Source organism: Streptomyces sp. NPDC096152, from assembly GCF_044763235.1.
GTDB lineage: Bacteria > Actinomycetota > Actinomycetes > Streptomycetales > Streptomycetaceae > Streptomyces.
Genome location: NZ_JBIWFW010000009.1, coordinates 301,381 through 323,938, shown reverse-complemented (window position 1 = coordinate 323,938; position 22,558 = coordinate 301,381). Strand labels below are relative to the sequence as shown.

Annotated in this window: 19 protein-coding genes and 2 pseudogenes; 8 read left to right on the top strand and 13 right to left on the bottom strand. The window is 72.4% G+C overall.

The genetic code is table 11. From position 1 onward, the window contains the following. Positions 1-333: 333 nt before the first annotated feature. Both ACIQ9G_RS29615 and ACIQ9G_RS29610 read right to left on the bottom strand, forming a co-directional pair. Positions 334-849 carry a hypothetical protein gene (locus ACIQ9G_RS29615; protein WP_403615527.1) on the bottom strand — a complete coding sequence of 172 codons (516 nt, stop codon included), beginning with the start codon at positions 847-849 and terminating at the stop codon, positions 334-336. A 358-nt stretch (positions 850-1,207) separates the two neighbouring features. Beyond that, positions 1,208-2,485, bottom strand: a complete 1,278-nt coding sequence (locus ACIQ9G_RS29610) for a hypothetical protein (protein ID WP_403615526.1) — start codon at positions 2,483-2,485, stop codon at positions 1,208-1,210. Positions 2,486-2,704: 219 nt separating this feature from the next. On the opposite strand from ACIQ9G_RS29610, the gene ACIQ9G_RS29605 reads away from it, so the two are divergent. The 3 genes from ACIQ9G_RS29605 to ACIQ9G_RS29595 all read left to right on the top strand — a co-directional run bounded on the left by ACIQ9G_RS29605 (position 2,705) and on the right by ACIQ9G_RS29595 (position 6,042). Continuing rightward, a complete protein-coding gene (locus tag ACIQ9G_RS29605; RefSeq protein ID WP_403615523.1) occupies positions 2,705-4,114 on the top strand; it encodes a hypothetical protein in 1,410 nt (469 codons plus the stop codon). Positions 4,115-4,414: 300 nt separating this feature from the next. Next, a complete protein-coding gene (locus ACIQ9G_RS29600; RefSeq protein ID WP_403615521.1) occupies positions 4,415-5,056 on the top strand; it encodes a class I SAM-dependent methyltransferase in 642 nt (213 codons plus the stop codon). A 185-nt stretch (positions 5,057-5,241) separates the two neighbouring features. Next, entirely contained in the window at positions 5,242-6,042 is an 801-nt protein-coding gene (locus ACIQ9G_RS29595) for a thioesterase family protein (RefSeq protein WP_403615518.1), read from the top strand. A 247-nt stretch (positions 6,043-6,289) separates the two neighbouring features. Here ACIQ9G_RS29595 and ACIQ9G_RS29590 read toward each other — a convergent pair. After that, positions 6,290-6,949: pseudogene (locus ACIQ9G_RS29590) on the bottom strand (zinc-binding dehydrogenase); the annotation flags it as partial. Here ACIQ9G_RS29590 and ACIQ9G_RS29585 point away from each other — a divergent pair. From ACIQ9G_RS29585 to ACIQ9G_RS29565, 5 genes and pseudogenes are all read left to right on the top strand, one after another. Beyond that, positions 6,949-7,521: pseudogene (locus ACIQ9G_RS29585) on the top strand (LysR family substrate-binding domain-containing protein); the annotation flags it as partial. The pseudogenes ACIQ9G_RS29590 and ACIQ9G_RS29585 sit on opposite strands and share 1 nt — an antisense overlap. A gap of 300 nt (positions 7,522-7,821) precedes the next feature. Then, positions 7,822-8,220: a DUF6234 family protein gene (locus tag ACIQ9G_RS29580; RefSeq protein WP_403615515.1), complete on the top strand. Its 399-nt coding sequence runs from the start codon at positions 7,822-7,824 to the stop codon at positions 8,218-8,220. Between the two features lie 349 nt (positions 8,221-8,569). After that, positions 8,570-9,256: a FadR/GntR family transcriptional regulator gene (locus ACIQ9G_RS29575; protein WP_403615512.1), complete on the top strand. Its 687-nt coding sequence runs from the start codon at positions 8,570-8,572 to the stop codon at positions 9,254-9,256. Next, positions 9,253-10,638 carry a hypothetical protein gene (locus tag ACIQ9G_RS29570; protein ID WP_403615510.1) on the top strand — a complete coding sequence of 462 codons (1,386 nt, stop codon included), beginning with the start codon at positions 9,253-9,255 and terminating at the stop codon, positions 10,636-10,638. Before ACIQ9G_RS29575 ends, ACIQ9G_RS29570 begins: the two co-directional genes overlap by 4 nt. Further along, entirely contained in the window at positions 10,635-12,458 is a 1,824-nt protein-coding gene (locus ACIQ9G_RS29565; protein WP_403615508.1) for a GMC family oxidoreductase N-terminal domain-containing protein, read from the top strand. The genes ACIQ9G_RS29570 and ACIQ9G_RS29565 overlap by 4 nt, the downstream gene beginning before the upstream one ends. Before the next feature lie 42 nt (positions 12,459-12,500). Here the strand turns inward: ACIQ9G_RS29565 and ACIQ9G_RS29560 are convergent, their stop codons facing one another. From ACIQ9G_RS29560 to ACIQ9G_RS29515, 10 genes are all read right to left on the bottom strand, one after another. Then, on the bottom strand, positions 12,501-13,100 hold the full coding sequence (locus ACIQ9G_RS29560; RefSeq protein WP_403615505.1) for a hypothetical protein: 600 nt from the start codon (positions 13,098-13,100) through the stop codon (positions 12,501-12,503). 92 nt (positions 13,101-13,192) lie between these two features. Next, positions 13,193-13,453, bottom strand: coding sequence for a hypothetical protein (locus ACIQ9G_RS29555; RefSeq protein WP_403615502.1), 261 nt, complete (start codon positions 13,451-13,453; stop codon positions 13,193-13,195). A gap of 1,270 nt (positions 13,454-14,723) precedes the next feature. Further along, positions 14,724-15,062 carry a hypothetical protein gene (locus ACIQ9G_RS29550; protein WP_403615499.1) on the bottom strand — a complete coding sequence of 113 codons (339 nt, stop codon included), beginning with the start codon at positions 15,060-15,062 and terminating at the stop codon, positions 14,724-14,726. A 244-nt stretch (positions 15,063-15,306) separates the two neighbouring features. Beyond that, positions 15,307-16,113 carry a lysoplasmalogenase gene (locus ACIQ9G_RS29545; RefSeq protein WP_403615496.1) on the bottom strand — a complete coding sequence of 269 codons (807 nt, stop codon included), beginning with the start codon at positions 16,111-16,113 and terminating at the stop codon, positions 15,307-15,309. Position 16,114: 1 nt separating this feature from the next. Beyond that, positions 16,115-16,948 carry a sterol desaturase family protein gene (locus tag ACIQ9G_RS29540; RefSeq protein ID WP_403615493.1) on the bottom strand — a complete coding sequence of 278 codons (834 nt, stop codon included), beginning with the start codon at positions 16,946-16,948 and terminating at the stop codon, positions 16,115-16,117. Position 16,949: 1 nt separating this feature from the next. After that, positions 16,950-17,663 (bottom strand): FadR/GntR family transcriptional regulator, encoded by a 714-nt coding sequence (locus ACIQ9G_RS29535; protein WP_403615490.1) that lies wholly within the window; start codon positions 17,661-17,663, stop codon positions 16,950-16,952. A gap of 102 nt (positions 17,664-17,765) precedes the next feature. Continuing rightward, complete coding sequence (locus ACIQ9G_RS29530) at positions 17,766-18,503, bottom strand: class F sortase (protein ID WP_403615487.1); 738 nt, start codon at positions 18,501-18,503, stop codon at positions 17,766-17,768. A 125-nt stretch (positions 18,504-18,628) separates the two neighbouring features. After that, positions 18,629-19,558: a hypothetical protein gene (locus ACIQ9G_RS29525; RefSeq protein ID WP_403615484.1), complete on the bottom strand. Its 930-nt coding sequence runs from the start codon at positions 19,556-19,558 to the stop codon at positions 18,629-18,631. A 185-nt stretch (positions 19,559-19,743) separates the two neighbouring features. Then, complete coding sequence (locus ACIQ9G_RS29520; protein WP_403615482.1) at positions 19,744-21,330, bottom strand: MFS transporter; 1,587 nt, start codon at positions 21,328-21,330, stop codon at positions 19,744-19,746. A 360-nt stretch (positions 21,331-21,690) separates the two neighbouring features. Next, positions 21,691-22,428 carry an FAD binding domain-containing protein gene (locus tag ACIQ9G_RS29515; protein ID WP_403615479.1) on the bottom strand — a complete coding sequence of 246 codons (738 nt, stop codon included), beginning with the start codon at positions 22,426-22,428 and terminating at the stop codon, positions 21,691-21,693. Between the last annotated feature and the right edge of the window lie 130 nt (positions 22,429-22,558).

The window sequence follows — 22,558 nt, the reverse complement described above, 5'->3', positions numbered from 1 at the left end:
GGTGGCCCGGCGGCAGTCGGACGGGCGGGCCGAACCGGACCGGCACTCCAGGGGCGTACAGGACACTGGCCGGCTCGGTCCGAGGCGGGGGGAGGCCGGCCGCCGCGACGAGGGACGGATCCGCCGCCGCGACCTTCCCCAACTCAGCACGCTGGTGCGCGCTCTGCAGACACAGGTGACGCTGCAGGCAGCGCATTCTGAGGCAGCCGTTCGGTGCTCCCCCGTGGATCCTGATCCACGCTCGACGCCAGGCCGTCCCGGGTGAAGGGCCCGTACCGGACGTCGCCCGTCCCACGCGGAAGGCGCCGGTTGACGCTGAAGAGGCTCAGAGGCTCAAACAGCACCGAGTTGAGCGGTGATCTTCGCAAGGGCCTTGTCGGCCGGGTGTTGTTTGATCAGCCCTTCGCGGCCCGCGGCGCGGAGTTCCAGCACCGCCGTGCCGTCGGGGGCCGCTGCCACAACGGCCGTCACGACGGCGGGGTTCATGCCGCCGAGCCCGACGCCGACGATCGCCCGCATGGTGACGCCCCCGTCGTCGCGCGCCTGTGTTCCCGTCAGGCTCCCCACTCCGGTCAGGATGCCGTGAAGCAGTGAGGAAGCGGCCTCGACTGTTCCGGGCAGTGGTATGCGCGTGGTGCTGACGTCCTTCTTCGTCCACTTGAAGCCTCGCGCGGCTCCGCGCGCACCGCCGCGTGCTCCGGCTCTGCCCAGTCCGCGGTGCCCGGTGATCGTTCCTCCGGCGGCGCCCCCTATCGCGCCACCCCGCGCGCCGAGTTGCATCATCGCCGCAAGCAGGAGTTCATCCTCGCCGGCCTCGTCGAACACGCCCGCCTCCTCGGTCATACGCATCAGAAAGCCGTACGGCCTCGCGGCCGGGCAGGGGACCGCATGGCGGGCCGGACCGGTATCGCGACGGTGTACGGGGTCCTCAGTCCTACCACTGCCCGGCCCTCCGCGCCCACTGCCCCGACCTGTCCCGCGAAGGTCTCACCGCGGCGCGGGTCTCCGCAGGTCAGAGCAGGACACGGCCTGTGATGTCGTCAACTGGGGCGATGCGGTACACCTGCTGTGGCCTCGCCGGCGCGCCGGCCGCACAGGCCGCCGCGCACGGCCCGGCCGGGCCCGCCAGGCACCCGGAGGTCCCGAGGCCCGTCCGGTTCGGCCCGTCACGCCCCCCGTCCCCGAACAGGGAGTGAGGGCGACGCGGTCACGTCCCGTCGGCGTGTACGGCGTAGACGTACCGCTTGTTGACGTACTCGCTGGCGTTCCAGATCACGGACTCGCTGTAGGCCCAGCCGGACGCGCCGCTGCTGTGGTAGCTGAGGTCCTCGCAGCCGATGGCCAGGTCGCAGACGGTGGTCGCGGTCGAGTCGCCGGAGGTGAAGGTGCGCAGCGACCCCTTGGTGGACGGGCCGGCGCTCGTCGACAGGTAGTGCTTGCTGTTGCGTGACACGACGCCCTGGATCTTCTGCTGGGCGACGGTCACGGCTTCGGACGCGGTGAGCGAGGCCACCTGCCGGTTGGTGTAGTCGAGGTTCCAGCGGACGACCTTGGGGGTGGTCGTGCCGGGGCCGGTGCCGTTGAAGGTGCCGTCCGTGTAGTCGACGGTGCCCGACAGGGAGTACTCGCTCACCACCAGGCTGTCGGGGGTGCTGGCGCGGTCGAGCCCGATGGCGGTGTAGCGCAGGTACGTCCCCGCGTTGTCGTAGGCGTAGCTCTGCGGCAGGACGTACTGGTACCCGTAGCCGTAGTACGACCCGTCGGTGTGCAGGCCGCACACGTCCTTCTCGGCGGTCGCGACCGTGAAGAGGGTGTTCAGGTCGAACACCCTCAGCCCCTTGTAGGTGTCGACGACATAGAGCAGGTTGCCGTACCACATGATGCCGCCGGCGTGCTTGCGGATGGGGTTGAAGGAGTACTCCCCGGTGGCGGTGGTGACCGGCTCGACCAGGAGCACGTGCCGGTACGTCGGTGTGGAGGCGGTGTTGTAGTCGACGAACGTCAGCCGCAGGCCCTTGTCGAGGGTGTACTCGTCGACGCCGTCGCCGTCGGGGTCGGTCTCGAAGTACCAGGAGGCGAGCACGACTTTGTTGGTGCCGCCCGACGGGTAGACCCCGTTGCCGTAGGCGTCGGCGCTGGTGGTGACGCCCTGCGGGATCCAGTAGTCGACCGCCTGGTCGTCGCTGTCCCAGGCGAAGCCGGTGGCGAACGCCTCGACGGTGCTGGGCGCGCTGGTGAGGTGGGTGGCACTGCGGTTGGTGTCGGCGATGACGGTCGTGGCGTCCACCGTGGTCAGCCTGGCCGCCAGGCCGGCGGTCAGAGCGGCGAACTCGCCGTACTTGTTGCCGGATCGGGCGGCGAGCGTGAACTGGCTCGCGTCGATGGTGGCCGCTTCGGCGACGGTGGGTGACAGCACGCTTCCCGCTGCCGCAACGAAGGGTGCGGCGGCCAGGCCCTTGAGGATCGTTCTTCGTGACATGGTCATGAGGAGGCAAGGTAAGGGCAGTTGATCAAGTGACACAACCCCGCTCGCGCGAAGACCGTCCGTCCGGCCGGCCCGCGCTTGGGCTCTGACCGATCGCAGAGAGTGAGGTCCTTCCGCCGCGCTGTCGGCCGCGAGGCCGCGCAGACCGTAATCCGGGCGACGGAGCATCGACTTGACCATACGATCACTCAGAACGGCAGCTCAGGGGGAGGTCGGGCGGTGTACGAGGACGTCAAGGGCGGAGCAGTGGCCGCCGGGCAGTTGGCCCGTGGCGCGGCGTTGCGGGACGTCGTCGACATCAGTGATCCGAGCGCCTGGCTGGCGCTGGACGAGGGCGTGCGTGCGGACCTGTGGTACTTGCCCGCGCCGTACGGCGTCCCTGCCTGGGAGACGACGGCGGAGGGGGCCCGGCTGACCGCTGCTCTGCGGGGCGAGGGACGGTTCACCACTGCTCTGCCGGGTGGGGCCCGGTTCACCGCTGCTCTGCGGGGCAGGGGACGGCTGACCGAGTCTCAACTCGCGCTCGCCCTGTGCCATCGGGACGGCCGGATCCGGCACCGGGCCCTGGGACAGGCCGTCGGGCACCGGGAGCTGTTGCCGCTGGTGGTCGTGCGGTGTGCGGACTGGGCGGAGCCGGTGCGGGAACTGGCCCGCGGTCACCTGTCGCGGGCGCTGGACGCGGAGACCGCGGTCCGGCTCACCTCGCTGGTGCTGCGCGTCGGCCGGCGGAGCCGCGGCGACTTCGCCGTCGCCCTGGTGAGCGAGGTGCTGTGCCGGGCACCCAAAGAACAGCTCGCGCCGCTGCTCACCGACACCGACCGCGCCGTACGCCGTTTCGCGCACCGCCTCGCCGCCGGACAAGGGCTCCTCTCCCCCGTCGAACTGGCGCGCGCGGCCGCCCGCGACGAGGACGCCGTCGTCCAGAGTCTGTGCGCCGAGGCCGCGCTGGCCGCTTTGGCGAAGAGGAACGTGGAGGAGGACGATGCCGACGACGTCGTCGGACCGCTTCTCGCCGCTCGCAATCCCCGCGCCCGGTCGGCCGGGGTCACGGCGCTGCGGAGGCTGGGGCGGACGGAACAGGCCGCCGGCTTCCTTACGGACCGATCGGGGCTGGTACGGGCCTGTGCCCGGTATGTCGTACGCCAACTCGGTGGTGATCCGCTCGCCTGGTACCGGGAGCGGTGCGCCGATCCGACGGACGACGTGCTCCCGCCCGGTGCCGCCATCGGGCTGGCGGAGTGCGGGGAGCGGGCGGACGCCGCCCTGCTGTGGCCGCTGCTGGACCATCCGGCTGCACGGGTGCGGGCGCAGGCGGTGGCCGGGCTGCGGACGCTGGATGCGACGGACGTGGCGCGGATGCGTCTACTGCTCGACGACCCGGCGCCCGGGGTGGTGACCGAGGCCACCCTCGCCCTGCTGCCCTCCGCCGAACTGCTGCCGGAGCACTGGCTGTCGGAGCGGCTCGGCACGGAACGGCCCAGGTGGGTGCGCGTCTCGGCGTACCGGCTGCTGGACGCACGCGGCGGGGCCGCGCGGCTACGGGCGGCGCAACGGCTGCTCGGGGACGCTGACGAACGGCTTCGGCGACGGGCTGAGCTGACCGTGGGGCGCTCGCTCCCCTCTTCGTGACGTCCGGCCTGAGGGGAATCAAGGGCCGGTCTGTCGGACTGTCCGGGCCGGCGGGCCGGCGGGCCGGCATGATCGCTCGGTGAGCGATGGGAGGCTGCCCACCGCCGGGGTCGTCGAGTCGCATATGCGGACATACCGATATGTGGAATTCTTCCAGGGGCATTTCCGTGGAGGTCGTCGCATACGGCCTCGGGCCGAAACTCGGGATCGCCGCGGGGCGGCACTCCACCCCTGGGTAGAGAGCCGATTCCATCCACGAGCCGATCCGCGCGGCACCGTTACCGTGATGAAGTTGATCCTGTGACTGCCACCTTGCCGCGCGTCCTGCCCAGCCCGGACGGCAAACCGGTTCCGCCGCCCGGCACCGCCGAGGTCTTTCGGGTCTTCGCCCGCGACCTGGCCGCCGGTCGGCGCTCGTGGACCGCCGAGGCGGCTCGGTTCGTCACCGACCAGTTCGACCAGCTCGCCGCAGAATGGGACACCACCCGCGCCACCGGCCGCGACGACCCCGTATGCGACGCCCTCGCTCGCGGTGGACCGATGCCCCAGGGGCCGTGTCTCGAAATCGGCTCGGGCACCGGTCTGTTCACCCCCGCGCTCACGGCCGCGTTCCGGCAGGTGATCAGCGTGGACCTGTCGATGCGGATGCTGCGCCAGGCCGACGGTCGCTCCCCCTGGCGTGTCCGCGCCGACGCGAGCAGGCTGCCGCTCGCGGACGCCTCGGTCGTCGTCATGGCGGCGATCGACATGCTGTTGTTCCCGGCCGAGACCGCCCGCGTCCTGGCTCCCGGCGGAGTACTGCTGTGGATCAACCAGCTCGGCTCCGACGGGCCGCTGTACCTTCCCGCGGCCACCGTCGCCGCCGCTCTGCCCGGCACCTGGCGGGCGACGGAGTCCGAGGCGGGCTGGGGCAGCTGGGCCGTTCTGCGCCGCACCGGCTGAATCGGCGGCCGTGCAAGCCTCCGCAGGATCCGACGCGCGGTGTGAACGGCACCGGATCGCCCGCCTTGTCCTGTTGTGCGATGGCTCACGGTGACGAGGCGGACGGCGCGTCCTACGATCATCAGCATCGGCATGGAGCCGCCTGTTCCGCATGCCCCCTGTTCTGGCCAGAGGAGAAGGATCCCGTGACCACCGGCACCGGCGCCCGTGAGAGCTACTACGAGCGCACGGCCGAGCGCCGCTACAAGCCCACGGCCCATGCGGGGGGCGCCTGGAACGCCGACGAGCAGCACTTCAGTCCACTCGCGGGCCTCGTCGTCCACGCCATCGACCGCCACCTCGCCGGGCATGCCGCACGGAATCTGAACCTGGCCAGGATCAGCTACGACATCCTCGGGCGCATCGCCCTGGACGAGTGCGAGATCACCGTGGAGACGGTGCGATCCGGCCGGACCATAGAACTCCTCGAAGCCGTCGTGGTCATCGGCGGGCGGACGGTCGTGCGTGCCCGGGCGTGGCTCCTCGCCTCCTACGACACCTCGGCCGTGGCCGACAGCCCGCACGAACGCCTCCCCGATCCGGAGGCCCTCACGCCCTGGGCGATGAGCGACGCATGGGACGGCGGCTACATCTCGTCGATCGACGTCCGGCGGCTGCCGCCGGCCCGCAGGGGCCGCACCACGGCCTGGATCTCGTCGCTCGTCGACCTCGTCGCGGGCGAGCCCAGCAGCCCGCTCGCCTCCTACATCGCCCTCGTGGACACCGCCAACGGCATCGCCGTGCAGCAGGATCCCACGGAGTGGATGTTCCCCAACCTCGACCTGACGATCCACTTGCACCGTCAGCCGCAGGGCCGCTGGACGGGGCTGGAGACCACCGTCACCTTCGGTCCGTCGGGGCAGGGGCTCACCAGCAGCGTCCTGCACGACATCGATGGTCCCGTCGGCCAGGCCGAACAGATTCTCACCGTCCGCCGGCTGGGGTAGGGCGAAGGGAGGCCAGGCCCGGCTCAGCCGCTTCCACTTCACGTTGCCATCGCGCTGCCGATGATCCGCGATCCGCACGGACAACCCCCGGGAGCAACGGGGCCCACGCACTCCCACAGGTCATCAGGCACAAGATCATTTGTCACCCGCAAGAAGGTGACGCCACGCGACCCAACTGCCAAGTGTGACAACGGATTTCGCTCTGAGTGGGCGGTTCGTGACTCTTTGGGTGGTTCTGTGATCCGTGTCAGCCCGCCGATGGGGTAAGGCTGGTGCGGTCGAACGGGCCACCGTGCGCGGCGGCGTACGCGATGGCGTCGTTGACGGCATCGAGGCCGAACGACCGGACCCGTTCGGGGGCGAGATCGAGAGTGCCCGAGGCGAGGAGCCGGATGATGCCGACATTGGCTGTGCGCGGGTACATCCACTGCCCGCGCACGGTGATGGAGTTGCGCATGATCCATGGGTACGGGAGTGCGAGGTCGTCGCCACCGAGCATGCCGACGCCGCCCATGAGGACAACGCGGCCGTACTCGCGCACGGTCATGGCCGCCGCGCGCGACGCCGAGCTGGGTGCGCTCGGCGGGAGCAGGTCGATCACCATGTCGATCGGGCCGTCGGCCGCCGCGGACATCGCCGCGCGGTCGGTGGCCTCGTCTCCGGTCAGCGGGATCGGGCGCAGCCGCGGACCGAACCGGTCGGCGAGGAGGTCGAGCGCGGCCTGGTTGCGGCCCGGGGCGATGACGCGGCCCGCTCCCATCGCGAGCGCGACCGCGACCGCGCTGCTGCCGAGGTTGCCGGTGGCCCCGCTGACGAGCAGCGTCTCGCCGGCTGCGAGCCCGCCTGCGAGCAGCCCGCCGTAGGAGATGGCGTGCACGCTGAGCGCGGCCCAGCGGGCCGGGTCGTCCCGCCGCACTCGCGCACCTCGCGGCAGCCGAACCGCAGATCACGGTCACCACCAGCGAGGGCACCACGCCTACTCTGATCCGGGCGCTGCGCGCGGGCTCGCTCGACCTCGCCGTGCTGACGTCCCGCCCACCCCACCGGTCCTTCGACGGCGACTCACCGCCCCTGCACGTCGAGACCGTCGCGGACACCGAACTGGTCGTGGCGGTGCCGTCGAGGGGAGAGTTCGCCGGACGCGCCACGGTGCACGTCGACGAGCTGGTCGACGCCGCGTGGATCGCCACCCCGTCATCGAGCTCCGAGCCGCTGCTCGGCGTCTGGCCCGGCCTGCCCGGACGGCCGCGCATCGTCCACTCCGCGCGCGACTGGCTGACGAAGCTCCAGCTGGTCGCCGGCGGCTTCGGCGTGACGACGGTGCCGTCCCGGCTCTCACCGGTGCTGCCCCCCGGGGTGAGCCTGCTGCGCGTCGACGGCGCACCCCCCGAGATCCGCCGGGTGCTCGTGGCACGCCTCCCCGGCCACCCCGACCCGGCGATCACGGCCGTCACCCGAGCGATCACTTCGACCGCCTGAACTGCCGCCAAGGCCGGGCACGATCGCGTGTACCCCTTCCCCCTCACGGGTGGGCACTGCGGTCACGGTCGGCCTGTTCCGGCCTGTTCTTCCCGGTACTGGCGATCGGCTTCGCCGCCATTACGGCACCAGCCTTCCGCCGAGGCGAGGGGGCTCGTTGCCAGTAGACAACGTGGCTCTGGTAAAGCCCCCTGTGAGACGAACAGTTGATGAAGCCACCCATCACCTGGCCGCTCCACCGCGCCAGAGTTGGGTACGGGTACTCATGCGGATCACCACCAGCCGCGGCATCCTGCATCCATGACCGAGACCCTTCCAGCCCCGGAGCGCCGGCGCCCCTGGTCGCACCGAACACGCCCGGGCGTGGACCTCGCCCTCGCGATCCCGCTGTTCCTGTTGGAGACCGCGTGGCTCGTGCTGGACTGGATGTACGGCTACGGCCTGGAGGTATGGGCAGCGCAGGGCGAACAAGCACAGATCGACGCGGCCGCTCTCGCGCACATCGAGCGGGTACGGATGCTGCTGATCGCCGTACTCATCCTGGCAGTTCTCGCGGCGATCTTCCGTGCCCGCTGGACGGTGATCGCACACCTGCTGGTGGCCCTCCTGGCAGGCGGATCGCTGACGGCCGCGCAGCACGAGTGGGACCACAGCCACACCCCGCCACCCGGATGCATTCGCTACAGCGCCAACTGCTGAGACCGCCGGGCGCGGGGAGGGCCGGACGGCCCTCGGGCTCCTGGCCGGAGTGGCGCTGCTGCTTGTTTTCATTGTCGGCTCCGTCGCCACCTTCCGCCCTTGAGGCACGGGATCAGCAGCATCAGGTGGGGACAGGCACCAGCAGACGGCACTCCGAGCAGCAGCGTCCGGCCGGAGACGCCCCGGTCGGAGACGGCAGTCGCACGAGGCTGTCTCTTGGCAGGTATTAGGCCAATGGCGCCAATAAGCATGGGAGTTGCCAGGTAGAGCCGTAGGGGTTGACGGTCCCCCACCCATGCTGGTTCAGTGGCTGAGCCACTCAGTCACCGTGCCGCCCTGAGGAGGGATCGTGGAGGCCTTGCCCCGCGAGACGATCGTGGACGTCCTGGAGAACCGGCTGCGGGAGGACATTCTGAACGGCAGCCGTCCGCCGGGCAGTTACCTGCCTCCCGAGCGTCAGCTCGCCGACGGGTACGGCGTCACGCGCACCACCCTCAAGCACGCCTTCGGGCGTCTGATGCAGGCCGGGCTGCTGGAGACCCGGCACGGTGTCGGCACCCGGGTGCGGGACTTCGCCCGGCTCGGTGGCGCGGATCTGCTGCCCATGCTGGTGCGTCACGACGCGCGGTGGATCCATGAGGTGTTCGAGGTGCGCCGCAGCGTCGGCGTCCTGATCGCCGAGCGCGCCGCCGAGCGGGCCACGGACGGCCGGCGCAGGGAGTTGCGGGCGCTGCTGGACGCGGTGCGGGACGCGGAGAGCCCCGACGCCGTGCAGCTGGCCGACGTCGAGGTGCACCGCGCCCTCGCCCGCGCCACCGGCAACCGCGTCTACGTGCTGCTGACCAACACCCTGTTCAACGCCTACCTCCCCGTGCGGGTCGCGCTGCGCGGGCCCTTCACCGACGCGGTCGCCGCTCACGGGCGGCTCGCTCCGGTGGTCGAGGCGGTGACGGCGGCGGACACCGCCAGGGCGAGGGCGTCCGCCGACGCCTACCTGCGGGAGACCGAGCAGATCATGCTGGAGGGGCTGTCGTGAGGGGAACCTCGTTCGCGGAGACGCTGCTGGGCACGGTCCGTCTCGACAGCGACGACCACGACCGGCGCATCCGTCTGGACCTGCGCGCGGAGGCCGACGAGGTGCTGCTGCCGCACCGCACCACCACGGCCCGGCTGAACGGCCGGCTGCGCATCACCGGGTTCGCCGACGATCCGCGCACGCAGGGCACCATGCAGATCTCACCGCTCGCCCGCCGCCGTATCCGCTACCGGTTGTCCTTCACCACCGGCGACCGCCGCACGCTCACCCTGGACGGGTGGAAGTCGGTGACGGCTCGTCACCCGGTGAAGTCGATGACGGTCCTGCCGGTCACCCTCTACGAGGACGGAGCACGTATCGGCACAGGAACGCTCCGCTTCCCGGCCGCCACCGGGCTGCTCCCCTTCCTGCTCAGCTTCCGCTTCCCCGGCCGGGAGGAAGCCGCCCGCTACGCCGCGCCCCGGTGGGACGGCCGGCCCGGCCGCACCGAGGTCTGGTACACCACGGTCACCGACCCGGCCACCGGCACTGGAGTCTGGCTGCATCACGAACTCACCGTGCCCACCGACGGATCCCCGCCCACGGCCCACGGCTGGGTCGCCACCTTCCCGCGGGAGGGAAAGGTGCGTCACGCCCGCTTCGGGCCCGCCCCCTGGCCCAGCCCCGCAGAGGGGTTCAGCGCCGTCGGTGTCACCGCGGTGGGCGGACAACTGAGCGGCAGCGCGGACGACTTCAGCTGGGACCTCACCGAGAACCCCTTGGGCGCACCGCTGTTCACCTTTCCGCGCTGGTCGTGGCGGCGCTCCCTTCTCCCGGCGACGCACCTGCTGCCGGCCTCCCGCGCCGCCTACAGCGGCACACTCCACGACGGAGAGCGCACGCTCACGCTGCGGGACGCGCCGGGCGCCTCCGCCCGCATCTACGGCCATGGGAACGCCCGCCGCTGGGCCTGGCTCCACGCCGATCTCGGCGATGGGGACGTCCTGGAAGTCGTCGCGGCCGTGTCCACCAGGCCGCTGCTGCGCCGTCTGCCGCCGCTGGTCTTCCTCCGGCTGAAGCACCGTGGCCGCACCTGGCCGTCGCGGCCGGAGCGCTCGGCGGCCGGGCTGCTGGGGATCGGGCGGTTCCGGGCCCGGATCGGCCTGCCGGAGTGGACGGTGACCGGGCGCACCGCCCTGCGGCGCGTCCGCGTCACCGTCACCCAGCCCGCGGACCGGACCCTCGCCCTGGACTACCGCGATCCGGACGGTGCCCCGGCGGTGTGCCGCAACAGCGAGCGCTCCGACGCCGAGGTCGTGCTGGAACGCTGGTGGGGCCGCTGGCGCACCGAGGCGGTCTGGACCCTGGACGGCACCGCGCACGCCGAGGTGGGTGACCGGTGACCGCCGAGGGACTCGTGGCCGCCCTGATCGCCGACACCGGCGACGACCCGTGGGCCGCACGCGTGCCGCACCGCCTCGGCACTCTGCTGGCCGCGCTGCCGCGACCGGTACGGGCCGCGGTGCGCACCGGCGCCGCCGCCGTCGACGCCTACGGCGTCCTCCGCACGGGCCGCCGGCTGGCCTCACTGAGCCCCGACGACCGGGAGGCGGTCCTCGCCTCGCTGGCGGGCCGCCCCCGGCTGGTTCCCCTGCTCGACCTCCTCAAGGTGCCGGTCCTGCTCGCCGCGGCCACCGAGCGGACGGCACCGGCACCGTCTCCCGTTCCGCGCGCGGACCCGCCCCTCACCTGTGTGCCCGCCGGGGAGTGGCCCGCTCGCTCCACCGCCGACGCCGTCGTGATCGGCTCGGGTGCGGGCGGAGCGATCGCCGCCCGTGTCCTGGCACGCGCCGGGGCCGACGTCGTGGTCCTCGAAGAGGGCGAGCACCATTCCACGGCCTCCTTCCAGCGTCGTACGCCCCTGGAGCGCTTCACCGACCTCTACCGGGACGGCGGCGCGACCGCCGCCCTCGGCAACCCGCCCCTGCTGCTGCCCGTGGGGCGCGCCGTCGGCGGCACCACCGTCGTCAACTCCGGTACCTGCTACCGCACTCCCCCGCACGTCCTCGCCCGCTGGAGCAGCCGCTTCGGTTTCGACCTGGCCGACGGCCTGGACGCACACCTCGACGCGACCGAGGCGCTCCTGCGCGTCGGCACACAGCCGCTGGACGTCCTCGGCACCAACGGGCTGCTCGCGCTGGCCGGCGCCGAACGGCTCGGATGGCGGGCCGGGCCGCTGCGCCGCAACGCGCCCGGCTGCGCGGGCTCGTGCCAGTGCGTGATCGGCTGCCCCACCGGCGCCAAGCAGAGCGTCCAGGTGTCCGTACTGCCCGACGCCTGCGCCGCGGGCGCCCGCATCGTCACCGGCGCGCGGGTACGGCGCATCCTGGTCGACCACGACCGCCCAGGGGTCCCCCGCGCGGCCGGAGTCCACGTGCTGCGGGCCGACGGCAGCGCGTTCGAGATCCTCGCCCCGCTCGTGGTCACCGCCGCGGGCGCCCTGGAGACGCCGCCGTTGCTGCGCCGTTCCGGCCTCGGAGCCCACCCGCGGCTGGGCGGCAACCTCAGCGTGCATCCGGCGACCAGCCTGGCGGGCCGCTTCAGCGAACCCGTGACCTCCTGGCGCGGCGTCCTGCAGAGCGTCGGCGTCGAGGAACTCCACGAGCGCGGCGTCCTGATCGAGGCCACCGCGAGCCCGCCCGGAATGAGCAGCTTCATCCTTCCCGGCCTCGGCCGCAGCCTGCGCCGGGAACTCGACGGCGCCGACCACCTGGCGGTCCTGGGCGCCATGATCGCGGACCGCCCCTCGGGCCGGGTGAGCGGCCGGAACCGCGCCCTGGTCCGCTACGCCCTGGACCCGGCCGACGGCCGGCGCCTGCACACCGCCCTGGGCGCCATGGGGCGCCTCCTCTTCGCCGCCGGCGCACAGGAAGTCCTCACGGGCATCTCAGGCTCTCCGTACGCCCGCACACCGGACGAACTGGACGCGATCCTCGCCGGCATCACCCCGCGGCACCTGCACCTGTCGGCCTTCCACCCCACCGGAACAGCCGCCGCGGGCGCCGACCCGGACCGCGCACCCGTCGACCCTCACGGCCGCCTGCGCGGCGTCACCGGCGTCCTCATCACCGACGCCTCCGTCCTGCCTTCGTGCCCAGAGGTCAACCCCCAACTCAGCATCATGGCAACGGCATCCGCCATCACCGAGGCCAACGTGTCCTGAGACGAACGGTTTTCAAGATCCCAGGCTCCCCTGAGAGGCCCGTCACTCGGACTCGGTGGAGGGCTTTACAGCCGGAGGGAAGCCCAACGCGTCCAGCAGGGCATCGAAGAGGTCCTCCACGAAAGTCTCGTGGGAACACAACAGTTCCTCGATCGTGGACTGCTCGACGGTGTCTGCCCGGCCGGCCGCCGCGGCCCAGACGAGGGCACCTCGGGCGGAGTCCGGCACCGCTGCGAGGAGTTCGGCACGCTTGCGTCCCACCGACTCGCGGAACTCGGGTGTGCTCACCCACACACTCACGTCCTCCACGTCTTCGGGCTCCTCGGCCCAGAGCGACGCGGCCGCCTCCATGTTCAGGCACGCCTGCCAGCGCTGCCCGTCAGGTGCTCGTCCGGTCAGCAGGGCGACGCCGCTGTCGTAGACGTCGGCGACGCAGGCCGGTGCGCGAGTCCATGCGACCAGCGCGGCCAGGTCCTCCTCTTCCCACAGGCCGTGATCCAACTGGAGCGTCTGCCAGCCGCCCGAACGCGGCCACGACGTGTGCACGCTGTCCTTCGATTCCTGGTGCATGGCGTCGAAGACGGGGGACTGCAGCAGTGGCCGCGAGCTGCAACCGAAGACCAAGTGGCCAGAAAAACCCACGGGAAACTCCTCCAAGAACCTGGGCGCACCCTAGTGCCCGCCACCGACAGTCACTTGCTTCCTCCCCTTGCGGGGAAGTTCGGGCGGCGTGCTCAGCCTGTCGCGCGCAGCCAGCGGCGGAGGGCCTCGTGCACGCTGTCCGGCAGTGCGCTCAGGCGTTCGATCGCTTCCCGGTCGCCCGGCGAGGGGGCGATGCCGGCCGCGGTCAGCGTCGCGTGGAGGTCAAGGCGTCGCATGTCCTCGGGGTGGACGTGGCAGGCGATGCGCTGGCCCGGGTTCGGGGGCGGCAGCAGGAAGTCCTCGCCCGCGGCACGGTCCCAGGACAGGTCGGCGATCGGCCTCAGTGTCTGCATGTCATGCTCCGTTCTCACCGCTGTGCGTGCTTGCGACGGTCTTGGTGAGGACAGAGGCCAACGGCGCGGACCGCGGTTGCAGTGCTCCGGGCGGATCACCTGGACGGTGCAATACGTCGCCTTGTCACACCGCCCGCCCACCCGCCCGTGCGACCGTCCGACCTGGCGGCCGCCTACGGAGCCGGCCTGCGCCCTGGTGGGGAGGGACCCCGGTCGCGAGTTACGTATGCCACTTTTCGGCCGGTCGCTGAGCACGTGATCCGTCCGCTCCGTTGACCCCGGTAACCGGTGACCCACCTCGAGACCGGTGAATGAGGTTCGCACATGGCTAAGACTGCTCCGACGGCAACAACGCGGCGTGTCCCCCTCGCCGGCTCCCGCCCCGCCCGGGTGCCTGCCGGCCCCCGCCGGCTCGAGGACTGAGCGGTCGCGTCATGGACTACTGCATCCCGTGCAGTCGCACGCTCAACGGCGCCGTGACCTGCCCCGAGTGCGGGGCCTACGACTCCCGGATGGCACCGCTCGGCGAGCCGGGTGACGGAGCCCCGGCGACCATCGGCACCACGGCACCGGAGATTCACTTCAGCGAAGTGCCGGACACCGCCGGCTCCCTCGACGGTGCCGTGGGCCCGGGGGCACCAACTCCTGTGCAGGAGCTGCCGACAGGCCGGCACAACCGTCCGCCGCGGATGAGGAAGTACGCCGTCAGGTGCCTTGCCGCGGCCGCCTTCACCGTCCTCGGCGGAGTGGCCGCAGCATCGGTGCTTCCCCAGTCGGCGACCCCACGCGCGGCGACGATCCCGGACCAGCCGCTTCCCGAGGATTCCCGGCTCGACGCCACCGATTCGCCCACCTCGTCCACCCCGCCCGAGCGTGCGACCACACACCCGGCCCGAAAGGCTGTGGAGGACCGTGGTGGTGAGGGGTTCCGCCGTCCTCTGCCCACCGTGTCTCCCAGCGCGCCACCGACCTCCCGGTCGCCCTCCGCCGCCACCACCAGTGCGCCGCCCCCGGCCAGGACCAGGCCGGCTCCACGGCCTTCCACCAGCCGCCCCACCTCGCCCTCGCAGACGGCGTCCGCCTCGGCGAGGCCGTCCGCCAGCCCCTCCGGCAGCGTCAGCGTCTCCCCCAGCGGCAGTCGCTCACCGGGCGGTGGGCTGGGGGTCGGTGACTGACTCCGGCGGATACCGCGGCGTGGCGGTGTCGCGGCCGGCTCCGGGACCGGCGCCGCTCTGCTCGGCTGCGGCGGCGGCCCGCGGTCGGACGCCGCTCAGGCGGCGCGGGTCCACCGCTGGGCCGCGCGCTGCGAGGCGGACGGGGTGCGGACGGGCCGGACGCGGTAGGTCGTCTTGGCGGGGTCGACCAAGGGCTCGCCGAGGGCGATCCGTCCGCTGGAGTGCAGGGCGTCGCACTCGGCGGTGGGGAGGGCGACGTAGCAGCTTCCCTGGCCGGTGGCGGCGTCGAACGGCTGCCAGTAGCTGTATCTGCGGCGTCCGCCCGCGTGCACGGTGAGGAAGACCGTGGTGCCGGGGTCGTTGATGATGCGCAGGAGGTCGGCGCCCTTGGGGCTGAGCGGGGCGCCGGAGCGGCCGCGGTGGGGCAGGAGCATCGTCAGGCCTCCCCGAGTGCGGTCCGCAGGACACGGGCGTGACGGGCGGCGCCGGACCGCGTCGCGCCGGGCAGCGGTGGCCGGTCTCCGCGCTCGGGGCCTGGCGGTGCCGCCTGCCGGCCCCGTGCGGCGGGTATGACAGCGGCGGCGGTGCATGCGAATGCGGGTATGTCCTCGGCCTGCTGCCGTCGCGCGGTCGGGGAGACAGCGGGGGCCGGAGCCGCCGGACCGGGGATGGGCTGCATCAGTGTGGGGCCTTCCTCATGACAGGGACTTGAGACCGGTTACCCCGAACGGGCGATATCGATCTCTCTTCTTTCCGCCATTGTTCAGCACGGCACTGACAATCACTCAGCCGTTTTGCGGCGCGGCGCGGTCGGCCGCCGGGCGGTACCCGCTCGGCGTGCTCGGGTGCGGGGTGGTGCTTCCTACGCGGCGGCCGTGTGCGGGTGAAGGCGTCGACCAGCAGGAACTGGGCCAGGGCGTAGGTGGCCATGACGAGGACCGGGCGGCCGGTGAACTCCCCTCCGGCCGCGCCGAGTCCGATCAGCAGGTCCGAGGCGACGAACACCGCACCGCCCCAGGCCGCCCCCGGCCCCCGGACCTGCGCGGTCGCCGCCATGGTCACCAGGGCCAGGCTGTAGGGAGCGACCGCCCACGCCAGCGCTCCGAGGTGGGGCAGCAGGGCCGCGTTCGCGGCCGCCCACACCGCGAGGCAGGCCGCGCACAGCAGGGGCCGGGCGCGCAGGTGGGCGACGGCGCCCTGCTGGGCGAAGGCGGTGATGTAGCAGAGCTGCATGCCCAGGAAGCAGGCGATGCCCGCCACGAAGGCCCCGGTGACCGGCAGGAGCAGGGCCACGTCACCCGCGGTCGCCAGCGCCAGGCCGGCGAGCACGGCGGGATGGTCCCGGCGCGTGCAGCGCCACAGGTACACGGCCAGCAGCGGTGCGAGCAGCGGCTTGGTGCACCATTCCAGGAGCTCCTGGTGCAGTGCGACGCCGGCCAGGTTCAGCGCGGCAAGTCCCGCGTAGGCGAGGAGGATCGGCGGCATCTCAGAGCTCCGTCCCCGGCGCCCATCCGGGCGGGCCGAAGAGGTGGCCCGCCTTGTCGCGCCAGCGCCGCGCGCCGCGGACGTCGCGCCAGGCGGCGGCGTACTCGTGGAAGGCGACCCGCAGCGGGTTGTAGGTGTCGATGTTCTTCGTCAGCCCGTACACCACCCGCTCCCCCTCCGCCTCGAAAGTGCCGAAGAGCCGGTCCCACAGGATGAGGATGCCGCCGTAATTGCGGTCCAGGTAGACGTCGTTGGAGGCGTGGTGGACCCGGTGGTGAGAGGGGGTGTTGAAGACCCATTCGACCGGGCGCCACAGCTTGTCCACCCGCTCGGTGTGGAGGAAGAACTGGTAGAGGAGGCTGAACGACTGTTGCAGCAGGATCATCCACGGCGGCAGGCCCAGCAGGGCGAGGGGCAGCCAGAAGGGCAGCGTGGTCATCGGCGTCCAGCTCTGGCGGAGCGCGGTGGAGAGGTTGAAGCGCACGCTGGAGTGGTGCACGACGTGGCTCGCCCACAGGACGCGGACGCGGTGGTGCGCGCGGTGGAAGGCGTAGTACGCCAGGTCGTCGGCGAAGAACAGCAGGATCCATGTCCACGGCGAGGTGACCGGCAGGTGCCAGGGGGCGACGCTCCAGACGGCGGCGTAGCCGAGGACCGCGACCACCTTCCACGGCAGTCCGATGACCTGGCTGCCCGCGCCCATGGACATGCTGGTGACCGTGTCGCGCAGCTCGTAGCCGCGCTCCTCGTCGTCGGGGAGGAAGCGGTACGACAGCGCCTCCACCGCGACCAGCAGGACGAAGAACGGTATCGCGTACACGATGGCGGGGATCATGTCAGCCCGCCCTCCTCTCCGGGACGGCGGGCACACTGCGGGAGAGGAGGTGGCGGGCCAGTCGCTCGGCGCCCTCCTCGTCGTGTGCGGCGATCAGTTCGGCGAGCCGCAGATGGGCCGCCACGTCGAGCAGTTCCTCGGCCCGGCGGTCGGGCGGCACTTCGCCGGCGGCGAGCGTCCCGCCCACGAGGGTGTTGAAGGCCAGCAGATAGGCCAGGTTGCCGGAGCCCTCGACGATCAGCCGCCACCAGGCGACGTCCGCCGCGCCGAGAGCGGCGAGATCCGGGCCGGCCTGGGCGTAGCCGGCCGCGGCGGCCTCGATGGCGGCCGCCTGTTCCGGCGAGCAGCGCGCCGCGCACAGCCGGGCCGCGTCCGCGCCGACGCACGCCCGCATCTCCAGGACGTCACGTCTCAGGTCGTGGGAGTCCAGCGGCGGGCCGGCCTCGGCCATCCGCACCGCCAGTTCCAGTCCGGCGGTGCGCCGCCAGTCCAGCACCATGGTGCGGCCGCCGTGGCTCACCTCGACCAGCCGGGCCTGCTGAAGGCGCTTCAGCGCCTCGCGCACCGCGTGCCGGTTGACGCCGAACTCGGCGGCCAGGTCCCGCTCCGCCGTCAGGGCGGTGCCCGCGGGCAGGACACCGCTCAGGACACGGTCCCTGAGCAGCGCGAAAAGCTGGTCGGAGACCGCTTCCCGCCGGATGCGTTCCTCTGCCATGGCGGTCAGCGTGCACCCGCCGTGACGGCTGGTCAACTGGTTGGACCAGATCAATCCCGGACGCCGTCGTCTCCGGCCGGGCCCGTGGCCGCCGGGAGCGCGTCAGGCGGGGCCGGCCGAGTCGAGGTGGGCGAACACCACCACGTTGTCCTCGTAGTCCCTGGCGGTGCGGTTGTAGATGCCGCCGCACGTGATCAGGCGCAGTTCGGGTGTGGGGGTGTCGGCGTAGACCTTGTCGTCGGGGAAGGCGGCCTTGCTGAAGGTCTGGACGGAGTCGACCTTGAAGCGAGCGATGACACCGTCCGCACGCGTGATCTTCACCAGACTTCCGTGCTGGAGTGTGTCCAGGTCCGCGAAGACGGCGCGGCCGATCTTCGTGTCGAGGTGGCCGACGACGATCGACGCGCCGCGCTCGCCCGGGGAGACGCCGCCCTCGAACCAGCCGACGAGATTGGTGTTGTTCGGGGGCGGCGCCTGGAGTTGTCCCGACGCGCCGATGTTCAGCTTGGTGAACGGCGCGTTCACACCGATGGACGGGATCGACAGCCGCGTCGGCACCGATCGGGGCAGCGAGTCGTCGTCGGTGGGCGGCGGGGACGTCGTCTCAACGCCGGGGACGTCCGGCGCGCTGCCGGGGACATCCGGCGCGCTGCTGAAGACGGTGGTGGGCCGGACGTGCGTCGGGCTGCCGAGGCCCTGGACCGGGGTGTCCAGGGAGTTGTGGATGAGCAGAGCGCCCAGCGCCACTGCCGCCGCGGGCCACACGAGGTGGTTCCGGCGAGGCCGTGCGGCGGGCTCGGTACCGGGCTGCTCCGTCCGAGGCGACTGCGGGGAGGCCATGCGAGGTGCCTTTCGTGAACGGGTGACGGTGAGCCGGGCGGGGGGAAAGCCGCTGTCGCGGTCTTCGGTCACCCTCGATGGGTGACGAAGACCGCGACAGCACAGCGGTCGGAAGAGGAATCGGATCAGGCCGCAGAGGCGTTCGACCCGTTGCGCCGGCGCAGCATGTACGCGCCGGCTCCCAGGCCGCCCAGCAGCAGCGCGGCTCCCACACCCAGGGTGTTGGTGGAGTCGGCCAGACCGCCGCCACCGGCGTGGACGCCACCGCGCGGCTTGCTGCCACCGCGCTCCTCGCCGCCCTTCGAGTAGCCGCCCTCACTGCCGCCGTGCGACTTGGAGGAGCCGCCCTCGTCGCCGCCGCCCGACTTGGACCAGCCGCCCTCGTCGCCGCCGCCCGACTTGGACGAGCCGCCCTCGTCGTCGCCGCCCGACTTGGACCAGCCGCCCTCGTCGCCGCCGCGGCCGCCCTCGTTGGGCGCCATGGCCAGCGCGCCGCCACCGGCGTGGACGCCGCCGCTCGGCTTGCTGCCGCCGCGGCCGTCTTCCTTCTTGGACGAGTCGCCGCCCTTCTTGGAAGACTCGTCGCCCTTCTTGGACCAGCCGCCGCCCTTCTTGGACGAGTCGTCGCCCTTCTTGGACGAGTCGTCGCCCTTCTTCGACGAGTCCTCGTCGTCGCCGTGCTCGTCGGACGAGCCCTTGTCGTAGCCGCCCTTCGAGCCTTCGTCGCCCTTCGAGCCGCCGTCGTCGCCGCCGCGGCCGCCCTCGTCGTCGCCCTTCGAGCCGCCGTCGTCGCCGCCGCGGCCGCCCTCGTCGTCGCCCTTCGAGCCGCCGTTGTCGCCGCCGTTGTCGCCGCCGCGGCCGCCCTCGTCGTCGCCCTTCGAGCCGCCGTTGTCGTCCGAGTCGTCGCCCCGGGAGCCGTGCGAGTCGCCGTGGTCGGAGCCCGCGGCCGGCGCCACCGCGAACGCGGACAGGGTCGCGGCGCCGGCCGCCGGCGCGGACAGAGCCACGGCGGCGGCGATCGCCGCCGAAGTGAACAGAGTACGGGTGATACGCATGGGTGTTCCTTCCGTCGCAACTGCGAGAGCCGGCAGGCTGCCCGCTCACTCGGAAACACAGGTGCGACGTGATCACTTTCCGCAGGATCGGGGCGGCCTACCACTGGGACGCCGCAGATGGGCTACCCGGCCGGCACCGCATCCTGGGGCCATCCGGGCGGCCCCGCACGGATGTCGATGCCCCATCAGATGGAAGTCGATGGCCCATCAGGAGGATGTGATTTTCTGCTTTCCTGCGACGGAGCCGCATACGGGTGGTCTCGTCTGAGGTTCCGTCGGCTGAGGGACGCCGTGACCCGCGTGGGGCAACGGGATCGGCGACGTCCGACCGGGCCGGCCGGGTCGGTCGCGTCGGCCGGGTCGGCCGCGCCGACGGGGGACGGTACGAGGCCGCGTGCGGCGAGCCGGTGCCGGACGAACAGGACCGCGGCGCAGGCGCCGAGGACGGTCGCGCCGCCCGTGCGCAGGATGGCGTCGTAGGCGTGCGCGGGGCTGGTCTCGGGGGTGAGGGCGGTGAGGGCGGTCGCCGCGGCCGCGAGGGCGACGGCGCCGAGGGTGACCAGTGCGGTGAGCACGACGCCGGAGGCCTCGCCCGCGCGGGCGGGCGGGACGACCTGCTGGGTGGCGACGCTGGCGAAGGTCCAGCCGAGTCCGAGGCCGAGGGCACACCAGGTGAACAGGGGGATGTAGAGCCACCAGGACCACACCAGGCTCAGGCCGGTCATACCGGTTCCGGCGATGATTCCGGCGAGGGCCATGACGGTGGTGGAGGACATCCGCAGCGAGAGCCAGGCGCCCAGCGGGCCGGTGCAGGCGACGGTGAGGGCCGGTACGAGGAAGAGGGTGCCGGCGGCGAGAGCGGACAGACCGCGTACCTGCTGGAGCTGAAGGGTGGCCAGGAAGACGGTGACGACGTAGCCCATGTTGCACACCGCGCCCATGACGGTGACGAGGCAGAAGGGCGCGTTGCGGAAGAGGCGGAAGTCGACCAGGGGGTGACGGCACATGCGTTCCCGCAGGACGAAGAGCGCGCCGGCCACCAGGGCTACGGCGAACAGGGCCAGGGTGCGCGGCTGGTCCCAGCCCCAGGCGCTGCCGCGTTCCAGGGCGAGCGTCAGGGCGGCCAGGGCGGCGACGACGGTCAGGCAGCCGGGCAGGTCGATCTGGCGTGAGGCGGTCTCGTCGCGGGAGTCGGGGGCCTGGCGCAGGGCGATGAGCAGGGCGAGGGCGCTCAGGCCGCCCAGCAGCCAGAAGATCCACCGCCAGCCGGGGCCGCCGGTGAAGCCTCCTCCGATGAACGGCCCCAGCGCGGTGCCCACGTTGGCGACGGCGAACACCGCGCCCAGGGCCCGGGCCCGCGTTTCGTCGGGGAAGGTGTTGGTGACGACGGAGACCGAGACCGGGAAGATCAGCGCCGCGCCGACACCCTGCGCGACGCGGGCGGCGACGAGTGCGCCGAGGGTGGGGGCGAGAGCACAGCCGGCGGAGGCGGCGGCGAACAGCGCGATGCCGGTCAGCAGCAGCGGCCGGCGTCCGAACAGGTCGCCGAGGCGGCCGCCGACGATGAAGAAGCAGCCGATGGCGAGCATGTAGGCGGACAGGGTCCACTGGGCGGCGGAGACCGTCACGCGCAGGTCGGACGCGATGCCGGGGACGGCCAGGTTGAGCGCGAAGAAGTCGACCTGGATGCAGAACAGCGCGATCGACACCGCCGTGAACGCCCCGGCCCGCTGGGCGGAACTCACGGGTGGGGGCGCAGCTGTGGATCCCATCCCCCCACCTCACCCCTGGTGCGGGTGGACTGCCAGTGGAGACGCCTGGTCGGGCGAGGGCCGGGACCGTCGTGGTGCGCGCGGCCCCGTGCGGGACCGCCCTCACCGGACGTGTCCGCTCTTCGGCTGTTCGGCCCATCGTGATCAGCCGAGCCCCGGTCAGGTCCCTGCGTGCCCGGCGTCTCAGCGCATCGTCACCCGGGCGGGCGCGCGGACGGAGAGGCAGGCGCTGCGGATGGTGCCGTCCCGGTGCCTTTGCGGGGCCGTAGGCGGGAATCTCCGTGCGCGGTGACGCCGGCGCCGGCGCGAGCATCACGGCGGGCGCCGTCAGGGCGGCGACGGCTTCGGGGGGGCACCACCTCACGGGTGGGAACGGGGCCCCTCGGCACGGCCGTTCAGGAGTGCGCCGACCTGTTCGGCGACCACCTCCCATGATTTCGGCGGGAGTTCACCGATCGCCGTGCGCCCGAGGTCGTGCAGCACGGTCTCGGTGTCGGTGTCGCGGGCGACGCTGCCGCTGAGCACCTCGTAGCCGTCGCGGACGGCGACGCGGAGGCGGTCGGGTCCCCCGTGGGTGGCGTGCAGGGCGGCGGCGACCACGAGGGGCGGCCGTCCGCCCGCCTCCCGGGGCAGCTTGCGGTACGCGCTGGCGATCGGCTCACGCCAGCGAAGGCCGAGAAGGAGCGGACGCTTGGCAACGACTTCGCCGAGTTCGGCCTCGTGGACCCGGTCCGCCTCCAGCACGGTCGCCCGGGCGTCCAGGACGACCGCCGCGGGCAGCAGGCAGCGCAGTGTGCTGCCGACGAGGTTGCCGCCGACCGTCGCCGTACGGCGCACCGCACCGGTCCCCACGGAGGCGGCCGCCCGGTGCAGCACCAGCGGCACACGGTCGTCGATCCGGTTCAGCACCACTGCCGCGCCCAGCACGTTCCGGCCCAGTTCGTTGGCCTCCGGAACGTGGCGCAGCGACAGGGCCTGTTCGGGGAAGCCGTCCCGCTGCCACGTGGCCCACACCAGGGTCGCCCCGCCCACCGGTACGGCTTTCTGGGCCAGGTATCGCTGTGCCTCGGACACGGACGTGGGAAGACGCAACAGCACGGCAGCCGACCTGCTCTCCTGGACGGTGGGGCGGTGACGCGGACCAGAGCGCGGCGACAAGACCGCCGGCGGGGAGCATTCTTCCGGCGCCCTCGGGGGCGCGTACAGGGCTCATCCCATCGCCCCATGC

Bases quoted from the DNA above. Each gene is read 5' to 3' on its own strand.
- ACIQ9G_RS29615 (WP_403615527.1), bottom strand. From the start codon at position 849: ATGCGTATGACCGAGGAGGCGGGCGTGTTCGACGAGGCCGGCGAGGAT.
- ACIQ9G_RS29610 (WP_403615526.1), bottom strand. From the start codon at position 2,485: ATGACCATGTCACGAAGAACGATCCTCAAGGGCCTGGCCGCCGCACCC.
- ACIQ9G_RS29580 (WP_403615515.1), top strand. From the start codon at position 7,822: ATGACCGAGACCCTTCCAGCCCCGGAGCGCCGGCGCCCCTGGTCGCAC.
- ACIQ9G_RS29555 (WP_403615502.1), bottom strand. From the start codon at position 13,453: ATGCAGACACTGAGGCCGATCGCCGACCTGTCCTGGGACCGTGCCGCG.
- ACIQ9G_RS29550 (WP_403615499.1), bottom strand. From the start codon at position 15,062: ATGCTCCTGCCCCACCGCGGCCGCTCCGGCGCCCCGCTCAGCCCCAAG.
- ACIQ9G_RS29545 (WP_403615496.1), bottom strand. From the start codon at position 16,113: ATGCCGCCGATCCTCCTCGCCTACGCGGGACTTGCCGCGCTGAACCTG.
- ACIQ9G_RS29540 (WP_403615493.1), bottom strand. From the start codon at position 16,948: ATGATCCCCGCCATCGTGTACGCGATACCGTTCTTCGTCCTGCTGGTC.
- ACIQ9G_RS29535 (WP_403615490.1), bottom strand. From the start codon at position 17,663: ATGGCAGAGGAACGCATCCGGCGGGAAGCGGTCTCCGACCAGCTTTTC.
- ACIQ9G_RS29530 (WP_403615487.1), bottom strand. From the start codon at position 18,503: ATGGCCTCCCCGCAGTCGCCTCGGACGGAGCAGCCCGGTACCGAGCCC.
- ACIQ9G_RS29525 (WP_403615484.1), bottom strand. From the start codon at position 19,558: ATGCGTATCACCCGTACTCTGTTCACTTCGGCGGCGATCGCCGCCGCC.
- ACIQ9G_RS29520 (WP_403615482.1), bottom strand. From the start codon at position 21,330: ATGGGATCCACAGCTGCGCCCCCACCCGTGAGTTCCGCCCAGCGGGCC.